Origin of the sequence: Streptomyces sp. NPDC018019 (assembly GCF_044327805.1) — a bacterium.
Taxonomy (GTDB): domain Bacteria; phylum Actinomycetota; class Actinomycetes; order Streptomycetales; family Streptomycetaceae; genus Streptomyces.
Map to the genome: position 1 here is coordinate 100,277 of NZ_JBIRGD010000022.1, position 15,592 is coordinate 115,868.

Here is a 15,592-nt window from a genome sequence, read left to right on the forward strand (position 1 = left end):
ACTGCGAACGAACCGCGTACGAGACCGTGTACGAGATCACGTACGGGATCACGTACGAGACCGCCGTACCGGGATGCCCCGGTCGCGACCGGAGAGGGGACCACGATGACGGGAACCGCGCTGGTGCTGGGTGGCGGGGGGTACACGGGCATCGGGTGGGAGACCGGCATGCTGGCCGGTCTCGTCGAGGCCGGTGTCGATCTCGGTACGGCCGATGTCGTCATCGGCACCTCGGCCGGTTCGATCGTGGGCGCCCAGCTCACGTCCGGCCGGCTCACCCCGGACGAGCTGTACGCGCGTCAGCTGGCGCCGGTCACGGGGGAGACCGCGGCGCGCATGGGGACGCCGGCGCTGGCCCGCTTCGCGTACCTGGCGCTGCGTTCGCGCGACGCCGTGGACTTCGGCGTACGGATGGGGCGCCTCGCGCTGGCCGCCCGGTCGGCTTCGGGGCCGAGCCGGCGCGACGCCATCGCGCGGCGCCTGGTGTCTCACGACTGGCCGGCGCGGCGGCTGATGATCACGGCGGTGGACGCGGCGACCGGGCGGCGCACCGCCTTCGACGACACCAGCGGCGCCGGCCTGGTGGACGCGGTGAGCGCGAGCTGCGCGGTGCCCGGCGTCTGGCCGCCGGTGAGCATCGGCGGAAAGCAGTGGATCGACGGGGGCGTGCACTCCAGCGCCAACGCGGACCTCGCCGCCGGGTACGGCCGGGTGGTCGTCCTGGCGCCGGTGGCGGCGGGCGGCGGGCCGATCGCCACCGCGCGGGCGCAGGGAGCGGCCCTGGCTCGGCGCGGCGCGCGGGTGTGCGTGCTGGTGCCCGACCGCGCGTCCCGCGCCGCCTTCGGCCGCAATGTCCTGGACCCGGCCAAGCGCGCCGCCGCGGCCCGCGCCGGCCGCCGTCAGGCCATGGAGCACGCCGAGGGGGTCAGGGCGGTGTGGGAGGAGTGAGGGGAGAGGGCGGGCAGCGACCGGTTCGACGGGGGTCGGACGGCACCCTCGTACCGGCACAATAGGACGGTGGACGAAGCAGCCGAGCAGATACCGGGCATGCGGGCCGAGGGCGGGACAGCCGGGTCGGCGCCCGGCGTGGGCGGGCTCGGCTCGCCCGAGAGGGCCCGGCCGCCGCAGCAGCAGCCCTCCGGCCACACCGAAGACCCCGAGCCGCTCCCCGTCACCCGTACCGTCGACTGCGGCACGGCCAAGCTGATGCCGGACGTGGACCGTGCGCGCGCCTGGCTGCTGACCGTGGACGGTGCCCCGCAGTCGTACGTCGATCTCGATGCGCCGACCGACCTGGAGTTCGAGTACGCGCGCCGGCTCGCGGCCGTCCTGGACGCGGCCGCCGCTCCCGCCGCGCCGCTCGACGTGCTGCACCTCGGTGGCGGCGCGCTGACCCTGCCGCGCTACCTCGCCGCGACCCGTCCGGGCTCCCGCCAGGACGTCGTCGAGGCCGACCGCGGGCTGCTCGCCCTGGTCGCCGAGCACCTGCCGCTGCCCCCGGAAAGTGGTATCTCGGTGCGGGCCGAGGACGCCCGTACAGCCCTGGAAGCGGTGCCGGAGCGCAGCGCGGACGTGATCGTGGCGGATGTCTTCGGGGGCTCGCGGGTGCCCGCGCACCTGGCCTCGGTGGAGTACGCGCGTGCTGCCGCCCGGGTCCTGCGCCCGCACGGGATCTACGCGGCGAACCTCGCCGACAGCGCGCCGTTCGGTTTCCTGCGCGCCCAGCTGGCCAATCTGGCCACCGTGTTCGGCCATCTCTGTGTGATCGCCGAACCCGCGGTGCTGCGCGGCCGCCGCTTCGGCAACATCGTGCTGGCCGCGTCCCGCGCCGATCTGCCCCTCACGCAGCTGGCCCGGCGCACGGCCGCCGACGTGTTCCCCGCGCGGGTCGAGCACGGCGCCGCGCTCCAGCGGCTGATCGGCGACGCCGTACCCGTGCACGACGCCCAGGCCGTACCGTCACCCCGTCCGCCCGACGGCGCCTTCAGCATCGGCTGAGGCCGCGCAGGGCGGCTGCCCGGAGGCCGGGACGGCCGTGGCGGACTCCGCCGGAGCCGTGGCGGACGCGCCGCGGGGAGTGGGGACCCCGGCGGGCCGGCGGGTCAGCCGGCGGACGTCCGGTACGCACAGCACGGCCGCCGTCAGCAGCGCGATCAGCGCGGAACAGCCCCACAGCGCGGCGGTCCGCCCGACCAGGTCCTGCACAGGTCCGGCCAGCGCGGTGGCCAGGGGAGTGATCGCCAGCGAGCCGAACCAGTCGTACGAGGAGACCCGGGAGAACTTCTCCTCCGGTATCTCCTGGTGCAGCGCCACCATCCACAGCACGCCGAACACCTCCAGCGCGATGCCGGTACCGAACATCACCAGCAGGAGGACGGTGACCGGCACCGGTACGGCGAGCGCGGCCGAGGGGAGGGCGAGCGGGAACACGCACAGGACGCCGGTGAGCAGGATGCGGCGGGGCTTGGCGCGCATCATGAGCAGCGCGCCGCAGACCGTGCCCGCGCCGAAGGCGGCCAGCGCCAGGCCCCACGGCCGGGGACCGCCCAGGTGTTCCTCGGCGACCATCGGCCCGTACACCGCCTCGGCCGCCACCACGACGGCGTTGACGACCGCGAACTGCCCGATCACGGCCCACAGCCAGGGCCGGGAGACGACCTCGCGCCAGCCGTCGCGCAGTTCCCTGAAGATCCCGGCCCCGGCGGCGCGCTCAGGGATGTGGCCGACGTCGAGGAAAGCGCGCAGGGCGCCCGCGACGGCGAAGGCGGCGGCGTCGACGGCCAGCACCCAGCCGGGGCCGACGGCGGCGACCAGCGCGCCGCCGAGCGCGGCGCCGCCGATGTTGGCGCCGTTCATGCTCATGCGGAAGAAGGCGAAGGCCCGGCCGGAGTCCGCGCCGGAGACGCTGGAGAGGACCATCCCCTCGGAGGCCGGGGCGAAGAACGCCTGCCCGGTGCCGCCGAGGGCGGCCAGCACCGCCATCTGCCACAGCCGCGCCTCCCCGGTCAGCACGAGCAGGGCGAAGACGCCCTGGGAGACGCAGTTGAGCGCATTCGCGGCGACCATCACGCGGTGGCGCGGCAGCCGGTCGGCGACCGCGCCGCCGATCAGGAGGAAGACGACGAGCGGCACCGTACGGGCCGTGGCGACCAGGCCGACGTCGGTGGCCGAGCCGCCGGCGCCGAGCACCGCGAACGCCGCCGCGATCAGCGAGCCGGCGCTGCCGAGGCCCGTGACCACGGCGGCGCCGGTCAGCAGGGTGTAGTTGCGTCCGGCCCAGGCGGGGCGGCGGCGGGCCCGGCAGGCACCGTCGCGGTCGGTGGTCAGCACGGCCCCACCGGGAGCCGCCACGGGTCCGCGCGCCGCGCGGGGTACGGGTTCTGCTCGCCTCCGGGCGGCTGCTGACCTGGCCACATGGGTCACCACGATAAGCGCCCCGGATTGCCGGGCGGAACGCCGGCAGGGGCTTCCCCCGGGAAGCTACTCGTAGGTAACATGCCGCCATGTCCACCGAGACCCAGCCGTCGATCGGCGCAATGATGGCGGCCACCGTGCCGATGGCCCGTACGCTCAACCTCGACTTCACCGAGACCACCGCCGAGCGGGCCGTGGTCCGGCTGCCCGATCAGGCGGAGTACCACAACCACGTCGGCGGGCCGCACGCCGGCGCGATGTTCACCCTCGCCGAGTCGGCCAGCGGCGCGATCGTGCTCGCGGCCTTCGGCGACCAGCTCTCGCGGGCCGTACCGCTCGCCGTACGGGCCGAGATCGGCTACAAGAAGCTCGCCATGGGCCCGGTCACCGCGACCGCCGAACTCGGCCGTCCGGTCGCCGACGTGCTCGCCGAGCTGGACGCCGGCGAGCGGCCGGAGTTCCCGGTGCACGTCGCCATCACCAGGGAGGACGGCGCGGTCACCGGGGAGATGACCATCGTGTGGACGCTGCGCCCGAACGACCCCGCGCAGTAGCGCCGTCCTCGCTTCCGGTGCCGGGCCGCCCGCTGCGGCCCGGCACCCGGCGCGCACAAATTCATCCGGGGCCGAGGCAACTCCACGCCGCCGGGTCGCGTCTCGTACGGCGGTACGGAGAAGTGGCCCGGTCAGCGGCCCGCCGCCAGGCGTTCACCGGCCCGTCGCGCACCGCGCGGCGGGCCGTACCCCTGACGCCGGGCAGCGGGGCGGCCGAAGTGGATCGAGTAGGCTGCCCGGGCGCGTCGCGGCATGCGGACGCGCGGGGGAGTGCACGGTTTTCGACGGCGTCGCGGACGCCGGGCAGCGGCCCACGGGGGCCCGACACCTAGTGGAGGAAGCGGCCTTGCAGATGGAGTGGCTGGAGACGATTCCGGCCGTGAGCGTATACCTCCTGGTGGGGGTGGTCATCGGCCTGGAGAGCCTCGGCATTCCGCTGCCCGGTGAGATCGTCCTGGTCAGCTCGGCGCTGCTCGCCGCGACGCAGGACCACATCGATCCGCTGATGCTGGGCGTCTGCGCGTCCGCCGGCGCGATCATCGGAGACTCCATCGGGTACCTGATCGGCCGCAAGGGCGGGCAGCCGCTGGTCAACTGGGCCGGGCGGAAGTTCCCCAAGCACTTCGGGCCCGACCAGGTGGCGATGGCCGAGGAGAAGTTCGACAAGTGGGGCATGTGGGCGGTCTTCTTCGGCCGCTTCATCGCCCTGCTGCGCATCTTCGCCGGGCCGCTCTCGGGCGTGCTGCGGATGCCGTACTGGAAGTTCCTCATCGCCAACGTGCTCGGCGGCGTCGTCTGGGCCGGTGGCACGACCGCGCTGATCTACTACGTCGGTGTCGTCGCCGAGTCCTGGCTCAAGCGCTTCTCCTGGCTGGGGCTGGTGGCCGCGGTGCTGTTCGGCGTCGGCTCGTTCGTCTTCATGAAGCGGCGGGCGGCGAAGGCGGCGGCCCGGCGCGAGGCGTCGGTCGCCAAGCCCGCCGACGCGATGGCCGAGTGACGCGGCGGCGTTCCGTCAGGTGAGACCGTGCCCGCAGCGGGGCCCCGGAAGGGGACCGCTGCGGGTTCCGTTTTGCGGGACGGGGACGGGACCGGTGTACGCACCCGCTGCTGTGCCGGCCCCGGTCATGCTGCTCAAGGGGCCGGGGAGGGCGGCGCCCGCTGGCCCGGGCGCCGCCAGGGCGATGGCCAGCAGGACCTGGCTGTACGCGGGCCCGGGGCCGTACCAGGAGTCCTGCCAGGTGTGCTCGGCCGCCCGGCGCAGCCAGGCCACGGCGGTGCCGGTGTCCGCGCAGCCGAGGGCCAGGACACCGCGGGCGTGCGCGACGCGGGCCAGCGTGTCCGCGTCGGCGTGCCGGGCGGCGGCGCGCGCGGCACGGTCGAGCAGCGGCTCGGCGGTGCGGTGGGCACGGTCCTGCGCGGCGAGCCAGCCCGCCAGCCACAGGGCGCGGGCCCGTACGGCGGTGTCGTCGCCGGACTGCCGCAGCAGCCGGCCGAGGTGGGCGCGGCCCTCCCGCCGACGGCCGCAGACGGCCCACCAGAACCAGAGGGAGACCGCGGTGTCCAGGGCGGTGCGGGCGTCGGCCGCGTCCTGCGGGGGCCGGGTCAGCGCTGCGCGCAGATTGTGCCGTTCGGTCTCCACCAGGTGTACGGCGATCCGGCGGTCCGGGCCCTGCCAGGCGACCTGCGCCTCGGCGGCGAGCGCGGCACAGGCCATCCGGAACGCGCGCAGCGCCACGGCTTCCTCGCCCACCGCCCGCAGGTGCGCCAGCCCGGCTGCGCGGGCAGGGGCGGGGAGGCGGTAGCGGGGTGGGGGAGGCGGCGGGACGGCTCCGGTGCCGACGCCGGTCCCGGCTCCCGTTTCGGACGCTGGAACCGTGGCCGCCGCGTCGCGTACGCGGGCCAGTACGGACGCCCTCTGGAGGCGTTCGAGAGCGGCCTCGACCTGCTGCGCAGAAACGTCACTGCGGCTACCGACGCACCCCGCCAGCCAGGCGTCGAAGTCCCCGGGCAACACGGACAGCCGCGCCCATACGAGCCGGTCGAGGGGGGAGCAGGGGGCGGGGGCGGACGGACCGTACGCCTCGGCCGCCCCCGCCTCCTCGGTGCGACCGCCTTCGGCCGCCCCCGCCTCCTCCGCCTCGCCGCCCCCGGCCGACGCGCGCAGCACGACGACCCGCTCGACCCCCACCCCCAGCGGCTGTCGCGCCGTGGCCACGATCCGCAGACCAGTCCGCAGACCGGTCCGCAGACCCGTCTGCGGACCGCTTCGCGCGGCCCCCACCGGACCGGCAGCACTCGCCGCGCCCGTACGCCCCGACCCCGCCCGCAGCAGCTGCCGCACCAGCCACGCACACGCGCCGGCCACCGGATCGCAGTCGTCGAGCAGGACGGTCAGGCCGTGCCGGACGCAGTGGGCGGCCAGGGCCTCCGGCGTCGTGCCGGACGGCAGGCCCGCCGCCCGGCTGAGGGCGGCGGCGACGTCGTCCCCGGCCACGTCCGACCGGCAGCCGACCCGGACGAAGGGCTCGCCGGGGCGGCCGTCGTGCCGTGCGGCCTCCTCCAGGACGGCGCGGACGAGTGTGCTCTTCCCCACATCCGCGGGGCCGGTCACGGTGACCAGCGGGGTCCGGGCGAGCAGTCCGCGCAGTGCGCCGTGCGCCGCGGCGCGGCCCGAACTTCCGGGCGGCGGCGGGTCTTCGGCCCCTGCGCTCATCGGTCATCCCCGTCCGCGGCACCGCATCGTGCCGCGCTGTCGCCAGTCGGAAAAACACGATGCCCGGAGCCCGCGGCGCGAATCAACCGCATCCCGACATACCGATCGAGGGAACCTGAACCCGCCTGTTCGACATCCATATGCCTGGAAGTGCACAACAGGGTGCGCGGCCGTGTGTGGTGTGAGCGGTCGGACGGTGACCCCGGGGGAGCCTCAGCCGGTCGGTCGGCTGATCTTATTCTGGTGTCTTTCGCCTGACGGGGCGGGAGGCGGTGCCCGCTGTCCCCGCCCGGACATGAGTTTGCAAGGAGTTCGTCCCGATGAAGCGCCTGCGTACCAGTACCGCGGCTGTCGCCGCGGTGAGCCTGATGGCGATGGGGCTCGCGGCCGGCTGCGGAACCAAGGACCGGGACGAGGTCGACGCCTCTCATGTGCCGCAGCTGCGCTCCCAGGCGCGCGAGGCGAGCAGCGGGACCGCCAAGGTCGTACAGCCCACCGGGCCGCGTTCGACCTTCGTGACGGAGCGCACCACCGGCGACGACGGCACGAAAATAGTCAAGACCCGCTGGCACGGGAAGAAATCCGGGATCACCGGCGACATATGGTCCTGGGTGCCGCCGCAGTACAACCAGCCCCAGTACGCGAAGAGCGGTTTCCCGGTCCTCATCGCGCTGCCCGGCTCCTACGGCTATCCGAAGAACTACTGGATCGGCGGCGACTTCAAGCTGGAGGAGAAGATCGCCGAATGGTCGCAGTCCGGCAAGACGCTGCCGTTCATCCTGGTCATGCCGGTCCTGAACCCGAAGAAGAAGTACTACGACGGCAGTGACATCCCCGGTCAGCCGAAGATGGGCACCTGGCTGACGGAGGACGTCCCGGCTTTCGCCCGCGCCAATTACCGTACGTACGACAGCCGTGACGGATGGGCGTTCATGGGCTCCTCCTCGGGCGGTTTCGCGGGGCTGAAGGCCGTACTGAAGAACCCGAAGCAGTTCAAGGCGGTCATCGCGAACGGTCCGGACACCGTGCCGGATTCCCCGATGTGGAACGGCCACCCCAAGGAAAAGCGCGCGAACGACCCGCGCTGGCTGGCCGAGCAGCTGAAGGCCAAGGGGGGCCCCGACGTCTACCTCGCCTTCGAGCTGGGTTCGAAGGAGGTGGCCGTGCCGTACGTGAAGAAGTTCATCAACGAACACACCGGCGGCCCGATCCACCACACGCTGTTCGAGATCCCCGACGGGCGGCACAGCGGGCACACGTACATCCAGCGGATGCCGGAGTCGCTGCACTGGATCAGCGAGCAGATGCTGGGACCGGTACCGACGAACGCCCGCTCCGACTCCTGACCTGCCACTCCGCGGCCCGGCCCCGGCCCCTACCGGCCGCCCGCCCCCGTCACCGGGTGCCACGTCGCTTAGCCTGCCACCAGGCGCGGACCCGACCGACCCGGCGACGAGGAGTACGGCCATGGAACAGCGAGCACTGATAGCGGGCGTGGGCGGGAAAGAGCCGGCCGTCGATCCGGCGGCCTTCACCGCGCCGACCTCCGTCGTGATCGGGGACGTCTCGCTCGCGCCGGGTGCGAGCGTCTGGTACCAGGCGGTGCTGCGCGCCGACTGCGGGCCGATCGTGCTGGGCGCGGACAGCAACATCCAGGACAACTGCACGGTGCACGTCGACCCCGGATTCCCCGTGACGGTCGGCGAGCGGGTCTCGGTGGGGCACAACGCGGTCCTGCACGGCTGCACGGTCGAGGACGACGTGCTGATCGGGATGGGCGCCACCGTGCTGAACGGTGCGCATATCGGCGCCGGGTCGCTCGTCGCGGCGCAGGCGCTGGTGCCGCAGGGGATGCGGGTGCCGCCGGGGTCGCTGGTCGCCGGGGTGCCCGCCAAGGTCCGGCGGGAGCTGACCGAGGAGGAGCGGGACGGCATCCGGCTCAACGCCACGGTGTACGTCGAGCTGGCGAAGAGCCACCGGGAGGCGGCGGAGGAAGGGTAGCGCCGCGGGCGGCCGGGTGACCGGCGTGGACGGCCCGGGGCCACGGGCGGGGCCCGCTCCGCCTGCACGTCGCGAGCGACGGCAGCACCATCGAAGGCATGGTCCCCTCCGGCGCACTGCCCACGCTCAGTCCCATGCTCGCCACCCCCGGCCCGCTGCCCGCGGCCGGGGAGGAGCACCAGTGGGCGTTCGAGGCCAAGTGGGACGGGGCGCGGTGTCTCGGCCGGGTGCCGGGTGACGGGACGCTGCGGCTGGTCACCCGGGCCGGCAACGACGCGACGGTGACCTACCCCGAGCTGGCGCCGCTCGGCGAACGGCTGCGGGGCCGGTCCGCGGTCCTCGACGGCGAGGTGGTGGTCCTGGACGCGGCCGGACGGCCGGACTTCGGGCTGCTGCAACGCCGGATGGGCGTCACGGGCCGGCGCCGCGCGGCGAGCCTGGCCGCCGACCAGCCGGTGCACTTCGTCCTGTTCGACGTGCTGCACCTCGACGGCCGGGCGCTGCTGGAACTCCCGTACGTGGAGCGCCGTGCCGTCCTGTCGGGTCTGGGGCTCGACGACGGGCCGCACTGGTCGGTCCCGGCGTATGTGACCGGCCATGCGCGGCAGACGTGGCGGGCGACCCTGGACGCCGGCTTCGAGGGAGTCGTCGCCAAACGGCTGACCTCCCACTACACCCCGGGCGCCCGGTCGGCCGAGTGGCGCAAGACGAAGCACCTGGTGACCCTCGACGTGGTCATCGGCGGCTGGACGGAGGGCCGCGGCGGACTGTCCGGGCTGCCCGGCGCCGTACTGGCGGGGTTGGACGAACCGGACGGGCTGCACTACGTCGGCTCGGTCGGATCGGGGCTCTCCGGCCGCGAACGGCGGGAACTCGCCGGGTATTTGGCGGTCGTACGGCGGGACACCCCGCCCTTCGTGAACCCGGTCGACCTGCCGGGGGCACACTGGGCCGAGCCACGGCTCGTCGCCGAGGTCACGTTCAGCGGCTGGACCTCCGCCGGCCGCCTCCGGCAGCCGACCTGGCACCGGCTGCGGCCCGATCTCACCCGACTGGGCTGAGAGCCGGTGTCCGGGCCCCGGCTGGTCGCCGCTTCGTGGGCGGGGCCGCGACACCTGGCGGTCTGCACGGTGGACGCCGCCGCGCAACTCGGCGGACCGGCTTTCCGGAAGCCGCGATGACCGGTCGGTTCGGAAACGCGCGCCGCCGACCAGCCACTTCTGCGCGCAGCGGGTGCCGGAGCCGGGAAACGGAAAAGTCCCGGCGCGCACGGCCGGTGGAGTGGCCGGGCTCGGCCGGTGGTTTGCCGTTCCGCCGCAGGGTGACCCGTGAAGCGACGTAAAGCTCCAGCCAGCGTGTACGACCGGCAAGGAAGGGAGCGGCCATGCCCTTGCTCGCCGCCCTCTGGCCTTTGGCGATGCTCGCGCTCGTGATTGCCCTGGGCCGGTACGAAGAAGCCCTCCTCCGCCCCCGCCGCCCCCAGCGGCCCCCGTCGGCCGAGCCGCAGGCCGCGGTCGCCCGTGGCCGGCAGTACCGCAGGCCCGGCCCGTACGGACGGGCCGCCTCCATCGACCGCTACCGGCACTCCGCGCCCGTCAACCGGCTGCCCGCGCACCCGTTGGTCTTCAAGGCGGGCGCCCCGCAGCGGCTTCCGCGGCGTCACGAACACCGGCCCCCCTCCTGACGCGACACGGTTCGACCGGGACTCGACAGTGACCCGGCAGAGGTCCGACCGGGATCCGACCGGGACTCGATCAGGACTCGGTAAAGAGGAGCGGCGCCGGCGGCTGTGTTCTCAACCGGTCCGGCGCCTGCCTTCCGGCGGCCGCTGACGGAAGGCTGGGGGACGGGTAACTCGTCACACCAGTCGGTAAACACCCCATTCGTGTGACGCCCGGACCGTCCTGCCGGGCGTTCCCGCGTCCGCTACGCCGCGAGGGCGTCCGCCAGCGAGCTGTGCACCGGGATGGTGCGGTGCACACCGGTCAGACGGAACGCCTTGCGGACCATGGGCCGGTCCGTGGCCACGCTCAGCGTCACGCCGCGTTCCCGCGCGGTCCGCTGGCAGCGCAGCAGGGTTTGCAGCCCGGCCACCGTGATGATGGGCGCGCGCAGGTCGATGACGACCCCGTCGGCCGCGGGCGCGCGCAGCAGGCCCTGGAGGCCGGCGGCCATCTGGTGGTTGTTGGCGATGTCGATGATCTCGGGCACCTCGATCACGAGGCGGTCGGCGATGTGGTAGTTCGGCAGGTTCATGATGACTCCGGCACGCGGCGCTCACGCCCGGTGCGGCTTGACGACGGATGGCTTGACGACGGGGGGTGGGAGGGGCGGGGGCCGGGCCCGGGGCGGGTGATCGTGGAGCGGTCGGGCGGCGACGGCCTCGGGAGCCGTACACCGCGGCCGTACCGTCGCCGTACGGGGACGGCACGGCGTCAGTCGGCCGCCACCCGTTCGGGCGGCGGGCGGTGCGGCACGCGGGGCGCCGCACCGCCGCCGGGTCTGGTGCGGGCCGCCGAAGTGCCGTGGCGCAGTACGGCGCCCGGCCACCAGTCGTGACTGCCGTGCTCCAGATGGCGCAGCAGGACGCCCTCGCGCAGCGCCCACGGGCAGATGGTGACCCGGTCGATGCCCATCGCCTTCATCGCCTGATGGGCGACGACGGCCCCGGCCGGCGCCTGGCGGCTTCGGGCGGCCGAGATGCCCGGCAGCGCCGACCGCTCGTCCGCGGGCAGCGCCGACAGCTGCCGGACCGCCCGCTTGAGGTCCTTGCGGGCCAGATGGCGGGCCACGAACGGGCCGTCGCGGCCGGGCGCGGCCCCGCACAACCGGGCCAGCTGCTGGAACGTGCGGGACGTGGCCACCACCGTGTGCGGCTCCTCCCATCGCACCCGCGCCGCCACGTCCTTGAGCGAGGCGCGCACGTGGTGGCGCAGCTCCCGCAGTGCCTCGCGGTCGGGCCGGTCCCTGCCGGGCAGGAACTCCCGCGCCAGCCGCCCCGCGCCCAGGGGGAGGGAGAACGCGAAGTCGGGCCGGGCGCCGCGGCCGAACGCGACCTCCAGCGAGCCCCCGCCGATGTCCAGCAGCGCCATCGGACCGGCCTGGAGACCGGCCCAGCGCCGCGCCGCCCCGAAGGTCAGCTCCGCCTCCACCTCGCCGGGCAGCACCGCCAGGCGCATCCCGCTCTCCGCCCGGACCGTCTCCAGCACCTCGTCCCGGTTGGCGGCGTCCCGGACCACCGCCGTGGCGTACGCGAACAGCCGGTCGCACCGCCACCGGTCCGCCTGCTCGCGGGCCTGCGCCACCGCCCGGGCCAGCCGCCGCGCCGCCTCCGGGGGCACCGTCCCGTCCCGGGTGACGTGCTCGGCCAGGTGGACCCGGTCCTTCAGGGAGTGGGCCGGCAACGGCACGCCGCCGACCACTTCGCTGATGAGCAGGTGTACGGAATTCGATCCGGCGTCCAGGACGGCTAGGCGCATGTTTGTGCGGGTACCCCTTCCGGCGCGATTCAGTGCTCGTGCCCCAGTCCGGTCGGGCGGTGGCCCGGGACGGAGGCGTTCCGTGCGCCGGGCGGGGCCGCGGACCGCGGGAGTTGCCGACCGCCGGGGCCACGGACCGTCGGGTCCACGGCCTGCCGTGCCCGCGGACCGCCGTGCCCGTGGTCCCCGGAGCCCGTCCGGCGGCCGGTGTGATCCGGCCGCCCTGCGCCCCGGTGCACACCCGCGCCCCTGCCGGGCGCTTGCCGGGGCGGTTCCGGGATACCCGGGACCGGCACATCCGGCCCAGCACCGGTGGCCGGTACGGGCCGCCGAGGGGAGAACCTGCCATGTCACCGTCCGACCGGGAAGAACTTCTGATCACCGCCCTGCTCGAACTCGCCGACCCGGGCGGACGGGAGGCGGCCGACCCGGTGGAACGGCTGGCCGCCTACGGGCGGCGGCTGCCGGGGGTGGAGGCGGGCGGCGTACTGCTCGCCGGCGACGGCGGGTCGCTCGTGCGGACGACGGGCCGCGACGACGCGGGCGACGCTCTGGAGCGGACCCAGACCGACCTGGACGAGGGCCCGTGCCGGGACACCTGCCGTACGGGGAAGCCCCTCACCGACGTACCGCTGCGCCATCCGGACTCCCGCGCCCGCTGGCCGTACTTCACCGCCCGGGCCCTGGACGAGGGCTTCAGCGCCACCACGTCCCTTCCCGTGCGCTACCGCGACCGGTGCCTGGGCGCCCTCAACCTCTTCCACCAGCACGGCGCGCTGACCCGCAGGGCGGTCACGCTCGGGCAGGCGCTGGCCGACGCCGTCGGCATCGGGCTGGCGTGCCGGCAGGATCTGCAGGGCCTCCGGAAGCGGACCGGGCAGCTCCAGACCGCCCTGGACAGCCGTGTCGTCATCGAACAGGCCAAAGGCATGCTCGCCGAGCGGCTGAACCGCACACCCGACGAGGCGTTCACGCTGATGCGCCACTACGCCCGCGCGCACCAGCGCAGGCTCACCGAGGTCGCCCGCCGGATCATCAGCGGACCCGCCGACACCGGCCCGTTCGCACGGCCCGGCCGCAGCTGACCGGCCGCCGGCGACGGGCCGGCGCGGTGCCCCGTTCGCTCTCGGCTTCCGGCTGTTTCGCGAAATGGGCAACGGGCACTCCGTAACGCATGGCACGGGAGGGTCCGGACGTGCGGGGCGGGGACGAGAAAAAGCAGTGAGTCCTGGAGGCAGAAAAGCAATGGATCACGGTACGAACAAGACCGGCCCGGCCCGGGACGACATGATGAAGAAACAGCTTCAGGGAGAATTGAAGGCCGACCGTGCGCTGCGCGCGGAAGAGGACCACGAAATGGAGCCCGCGGGCGAGGACCAGCCCGCGGTGGACCGGACCGCCGGTGCCCCCGCACCGGGCAGCACCCCGGACGGGCTGACGCCCGAGGCCGTCGCGATCCGTACGGAACTCGCCCAGCACCTGGGGCGCAGTGTGTATCCGGCCGACCGCGACACCATCATCGGCACGCTCCGGCAGAACCACGCCCCGGACCGGCTGGTCGAACTGGCCGAACGCCTTCCGGACGACGAGCGGTACGAGAACGCACAGCGCATCGTGGAATCGCTGGGGCTCGGCAGGTGAACAGCAACCGCGGCCGGGAATTCCCCGGCCGACCGTCACCGATGTCGCCGGACTCTGTCCCGGCGGGCGGCCCGCGACGACGACGGGCCCGCCGCGGACCGGAACCGGCACCGCCCTGGAAAGAGAGCTGCCATGTCCGATGAAGCGATGGGCGACGAGGTCTACCAGCCGACCGCGTCCGACAAGCAGGGAACGTCCGACGAGCTCGATATGGAAGACGCTCTCGACGAACCGGACTACGACGACATGCTGGACCAGGGGTATTCGCCCCCCGAAAAGCCGCTGGCCGTGAATCAGACGGGCACCACCGCGAACGAACAGCGCGCGGGCGAGAGCCTCGACGAACGGCTCGCCGAGGAGGAGCCGGACGTCGAACCGCCGGCTGGCGACGGCATCGGCGACCAGCCGGACGCGGACGGCGAGCCCGTGGACGGCCAGGCCGGCGACCAGCGCGCCGGGCGGCTGACCGGCACCGACGAGGGCGACGCGCTGCGGCTGCGCAACGACGAGGTCGGCCGCGACGTCGGTATCGACGGTGGGGCCGCGGGCGCGGAGGAGGCCGCGGTGCACATCGTCGACGATCCCGACCTCTCGCGCTGAACGCCGCCGGGCCACCTTCGGGCCCGCTGTCCCGGTCGGCGCACGCGGGTCAGGAAGCCTTCGCTGCGCTCCGGCCGCCGCTGCCGGACAGGGCGTCGAGGAGTTCGTCACGCGTCATCGAGGACCGGCCCGGAATGCCGGCCTCGGTGGCGCGTTCGTACAGCTGGGCCTTGTTCAGCCCCGAGAGACCGGCGGTGCGTGCGGCCTTTCGGCCGGCGCCGCCGTCTCCGCCGGTACGGCGCTTTCCGGTACGGCGCCGTGCCGTTCCCGTTCCGGTGTCCCGCTTCCGTTTCGCCGTGCCCCGGGCCGAATCGACGCTGGCCTGCAAAGCGCTCATCAGATCCACGACATTCGTCGACTCCGGCGGCTCCTGGCCCTTCTCCACCGTTTCGCCCGCGCGTTTGGCCTCGATGAGCCGGCGCACCTGTTCCTGATATGTGTCGTGATACTCCTCGGGATGCCATTCGGTGCTCAGCGCCTCGATGAGCTGCACCGCCGTCTTCAGCTCCCGGTCCGGGATCTTCGTACGGCCGGGCAGGTCGCCGATCTCGTCGTGCGGATCGCGGATCTCGTCCGCCCAGTGCAGGGTGTGCAGGGCCAGAATGCCGGCCTCCGCCTTCACCGCGACCAGATAGGCGCGGTTGCGCATGACGAACGTGGCGATACCGGCCTTGTCGGACTCCTTCAGGGCCCGGTGCAGCAGGGCGTAGACCTTGGCGTAACCCTTGCCCCGCGGGCCGAGGTAGTACGTGGTGGCGAAATAGACCGGCTCGACCTCGTCGAGATCCACGAAACCGCTGATCTCCAGCGCCTTGGACCGGCCGGGCGCGATGTCGTCCAGTTCCTCCGGCTCGACCAGGACGTACGCGTCACCCGCGTCCACCCCTTTGACGATCTCCTCGGCCGGCACTTCTTTCCCGGTGCGCTCATTGACCCGCTTGTTGCGGATCCGGTCGGACGTCCCGCGCTGGATCTGGTGGAAATGCACGGTGTGGCTCTCCGTCGCCGCGTACATCCGCACCGGCAGATTGACCAGCCCGAAGGACAGCGAACCGCTCCAAATGGCTCGTGCCATGATCTGCACCACCTCCGGGACCATCGCACGCCGGATACCGGTCCGCCGCATCCCGGCGACGGCACACGGACCGGAAAGAAAATGACACCACGTGTTCGCCGGGGCAGGACGGGTA

The 15,592-nt window shown here is 73.8% G+C and carries 16 protein-coding genes; 11 read left to right on the forward strand and 5 right to left on the reverse strand.

Annotated features, from left to right (window positions below):
• The first annotated feature begins 105 nt into the window (after positions 1-105).
• Both ACH4FX_RS30655 and ACH4FX_RS30660 read left to right on the forward strand, forming a co-directional pair.
• Complete coding sequence (locus tag ACH4FX_RS30655) at positions 106-948, forward strand: patatin-like phospholipase family protein (RefSeq protein ID WP_398484402.1); 843 nt, start codon at positions 106-108, stop codon at positions 946-948.
• A gap of 258 nt (positions 949-1,206) precedes the next feature.
• Positions 1,207-1,998, forward strand: coding sequence for a spermidine synthase (locus ACH4FX_RS30660; RefSeq protein WP_398484526.1), 792 nt, complete (start codon positions 1,207-1,209; stop codon positions 1,996-1,998).
• Here ACH4FX_RS30660 and ACH4FX_RS30665 read toward each other — a convergent pair.
• Positions 1,960-3,330, reverse strand: a complete 1,371-nt coding sequence (locus tag ACH4FX_RS30665; RefSeq protein WP_398484403.1) for an MFS transporter — start codon at positions 3,328-3,330, stop codon at positions 1,960-1,962. The two genes, ACH4FX_RS30660 and ACH4FX_RS30665, sit on opposite strands and share 39 nt — an antisense overlap.
• Before the next feature lie 173 nt (positions 3,331-3,503).
• Between ACH4FX_RS30665 and ACH4FX_RS30670 the strand changes: the two genes are divergently transcribed.
• Positions 3,504-3,968 (forward strand): DUF4442 domain-containing protein, encoded by a 465-nt coding sequence (locus ACH4FX_RS30670; protein WP_398484405.1) that lies wholly within the window; start codon positions 3,504-3,506, stop codon positions 3,966-3,968.
• Between the two features lie 352 nt (positions 3,969-4,320).
• Complete coding sequence (locus ACH4FX_RS30675) at positions 4,321-4,965, forward strand: DedA family protein (protein ID WP_398484528.1); 645 nt, start codon at positions 4,321-4,323, stop codon at positions 4,963-4,965.
• Positions 4,966-4,980: 15 nt separating this feature from the next.
• Here the strand turns inward: ACH4FX_RS30675 and ACH4FX_RS30680 are convergent, their stop codons facing one another.
• Positions 4,981-6,681, reverse strand: coding sequence for a LuxR family transcriptional regulator (locus ACH4FX_RS30680; protein ID WP_398484407.1), 1,701 nt, complete (start codon positions 6,679-6,681; stop codon positions 4,981-4,983).
• A 320-nt stretch (positions 6,682-7,001) separates the two neighbouring features.
• Here ACH4FX_RS30680 and ACH4FX_RS30685 point away from each other — a divergent pair, with 320 nt between their 5' ends.
• From ACH4FX_RS30685 to ACH4FX_RS30700, 4 genes are all read left to right on the forward strand, one after another.
• Positions 7,002-8,027 (forward strand): alpha/beta hydrolase, encoded by a 1,026-nt coding sequence (locus ACH4FX_RS30685; RefSeq protein WP_398484409.1) that lies wholly within the window; start codon positions 7,002-7,004, stop codon positions 8,025-8,027.
• 121 nt (positions 8,028-8,148) lie between these two features.
• Positions 8,149-8,682, forward strand: coding sequence for a gamma carbonic anhydrase family protein (locus tag ACH4FX_RS30690; protein WP_398484410.1), 534 nt, complete (start codon positions 8,149-8,151; stop codon positions 8,680-8,682).
• 98 nt (positions 8,683-8,780) lie between these two features.
• Complete coding sequence (gene ligD, locus ACH4FX_RS30695; protein ID WP_398484412.1) at positions 8,781-9,743, forward strand: non-homologous end-joining DNA ligase; 963 nt, start codon at positions 8,781-8,783, stop codon at positions 9,741-9,743.
• A 323-nt stretch (positions 9,744-10,066) separates the two neighbouring features.
• Positions 10,067-10,366, forward strand: coding sequence for a hypothetical protein (locus ACH4FX_RS30700; RefSeq protein WP_398484414.1), 300 nt, complete (start codon positions 10,067-10,069; stop codon positions 10,364-10,366).
• Positions 10,367-10,608: 242 nt separating this feature from the next.
• On the opposite strand, the gene ACH4FX_RS30705 is transcribed toward ACH4FX_RS30700, so the two are convergent.
• Entirely contained in the window at positions 10,609-10,938 is a 330-nt protein-coding gene (locus ACH4FX_RS30705; RefSeq protein WP_398484416.1) for an STAS domain-containing protein, read from the reverse strand.
• A gap of 179 nt (positions 10,939-11,117) precedes the next feature.
• The gene (locus ACH4FX_RS30710) at positions 11,118-12,161 is read right to left on the reverse strand and encodes a Ppx/GppA family phosphatase (RefSeq protein WP_398484417.1); all 1,044 of its coding nucleotides are present in this window, start codon (positions 12,159-12,161) and stop codon (positions 11,118-11,120) included.
• Between the two features lie 347 nt (positions 12,162-12,508).
• Here ACH4FX_RS30710 and ACH4FX_RS30715 point away from each other — a divergent pair, with 347 nt between their 5' ends.
• The 3 genes from ACH4FX_RS30715 to ACH4FX_RS30725 all read left to right on the forward strand — a co-directional run bounded on the left by ACH4FX_RS30715 (position 12,509) and on the right by ACH4FX_RS30725 (position 14,402).
• Complete coding sequence (locus ACH4FX_RS30715; RefSeq protein WP_398484419.1) at positions 12,509-13,246, forward strand: ANTAR domain-containing protein; 738 nt, start codon at positions 12,509-12,511, stop codon at positions 13,244-13,246.
• 160 nt (positions 13,247-13,406) lie between these two features.
• On the forward strand, positions 13,407-13,802 hold the full coding sequence (locus tag ACH4FX_RS30720; protein WP_398484421.1) for a DUF2795 domain-containing protein: 396 nt from the start codon (positions 13,407-13,409) through the stop codon (positions 13,800-13,802).
• A gap of 132 nt (positions 13,803-13,934) precedes the next feature.
• Positions 13,935-14,402 carry a DUF5709 domain-containing protein gene (locus ACH4FX_RS30725; protein WP_398484423.1) on the forward strand — a complete coding sequence of 156 codons (468 nt, stop codon included), beginning with the start codon at positions 13,935-13,937 and terminating at the stop codon, positions 14,400-14,402.
• A 49-nt stretch (positions 14,403-14,451) separates the two neighbouring features.
• On the opposite strand, the gene ACH4FX_RS30730 is transcribed toward ACH4FX_RS30725, so the two are convergent.
• Complete coding sequence (locus ACH4FX_RS30730) at positions 14,452-15,477, reverse strand: Ku protein (RefSeq protein ID WP_398484425.1); 1,026 nt, start codon at positions 15,475-15,477, stop codon at positions 14,452-14,454.
• Between the last annotated feature and the right edge of the window lie 115 nt (positions 15,478-15,592).

Coding starts and splice junctions, on each gene's coding strand:
- ACH4FX_RS30655 (WP_398484402.1), top strand. CDS start 106: ATGACGGGAACCGCGCTGGTGCTGGGTGGCGGGGGGTACACGGGCATC.
- ACH4FX_RS30660 (WP_398484526.1), top strand. CDS start 1,207: ATGCCGGACGTGGACCGTGCGCGCGCCTGGCTGCTGACCGTGGACGGT.
- ACH4FX_RS30670 (WP_398484405.1), top strand. CDS start 3,504: ATGTCCACCGAGACCCAGCCGTCGATCGGCGCAATGATGGCGGCCACC.
- ACH4FX_RS30675 (WP_398484528.1), top strand. CDS start 4,321: ATGGAGTGGCTGGAGACGATTCCGGCCGTGAGCGTATACCTCCTGGTG.
- ACH4FX_RS30680 (WP_398484407.1), bottom strand. CDS start 6,681: ATGAGCGCAGGGGCCGAAGACCCGCCGCCGCCCGGAAGTTCGGGCCGC.
- ACH4FX_RS30685 (WP_398484409.1), top strand. CDS start 7,002: ATGAAGCGCCTGCGTACCAGTACCGCGGCTGTCGCCGCGGTGAGCCTG.
- ACH4FX_RS30690 (WP_398484410.1), top strand. CDS start 8,149: ATGGAACAGCGAGCACTGATAGCGGGCGTGGGCGGGAAAGAGCCGGCC.
- ligD (WP_398484412.1), top strand. CDS start 8,781: ATGGTCCCCTCCGGCGCACTGCCCACGCTCAGTCCCATGCTCGCCACC.
- ACH4FX_RS30700 (WP_398484414.1), top strand. CDS start 10,067: ATGCCCTTGCTCGCCGCCCTCTGGCCTTTGGCGATGCTCGCGCTCGTG.
- ACH4FX_RS30705 (WP_398484416.1), bottom strand. CDS start 10,938: ATGAACCTGCCGAACTACCACATCGCCGACCGCCTCGTGATCGAGGTG.
- ACH4FX_RS30710 (WP_398484417.1), bottom strand. CDS start 12,161: ATGCGCCTAGCCGTCCTGGACGCCGGATCGAATTCCGTACACCTGCTC.
- ACH4FX_RS30715 (WP_398484419.1), top strand. CDS start 12,509: ATGTCACCGTCCGACCGGGAAGAACTTCTGATCACCGCCCTGCTCGAA.
- ACH4FX_RS30720 (WP_398484421.1), top strand. CDS start 13,407: ATGGATCACGGTACGAACAAGACCGGCCCGGCCCGGGACGACATGATG.
- ACH4FX_RS30725 (WP_398484423.1), top strand. CDS start 13,935: ATGTCCGATGAAGCGATGGGCGACGAGGTCTACCAGCCGACCGCGTCC.
- ACH4FX_RS30730 (WP_398484425.1), bottom strand. CDS start 15,477: ATGGCACGAGCCATTTGGAGCGGTTCGCTGTCCTTCGGGCTGGTCAAT.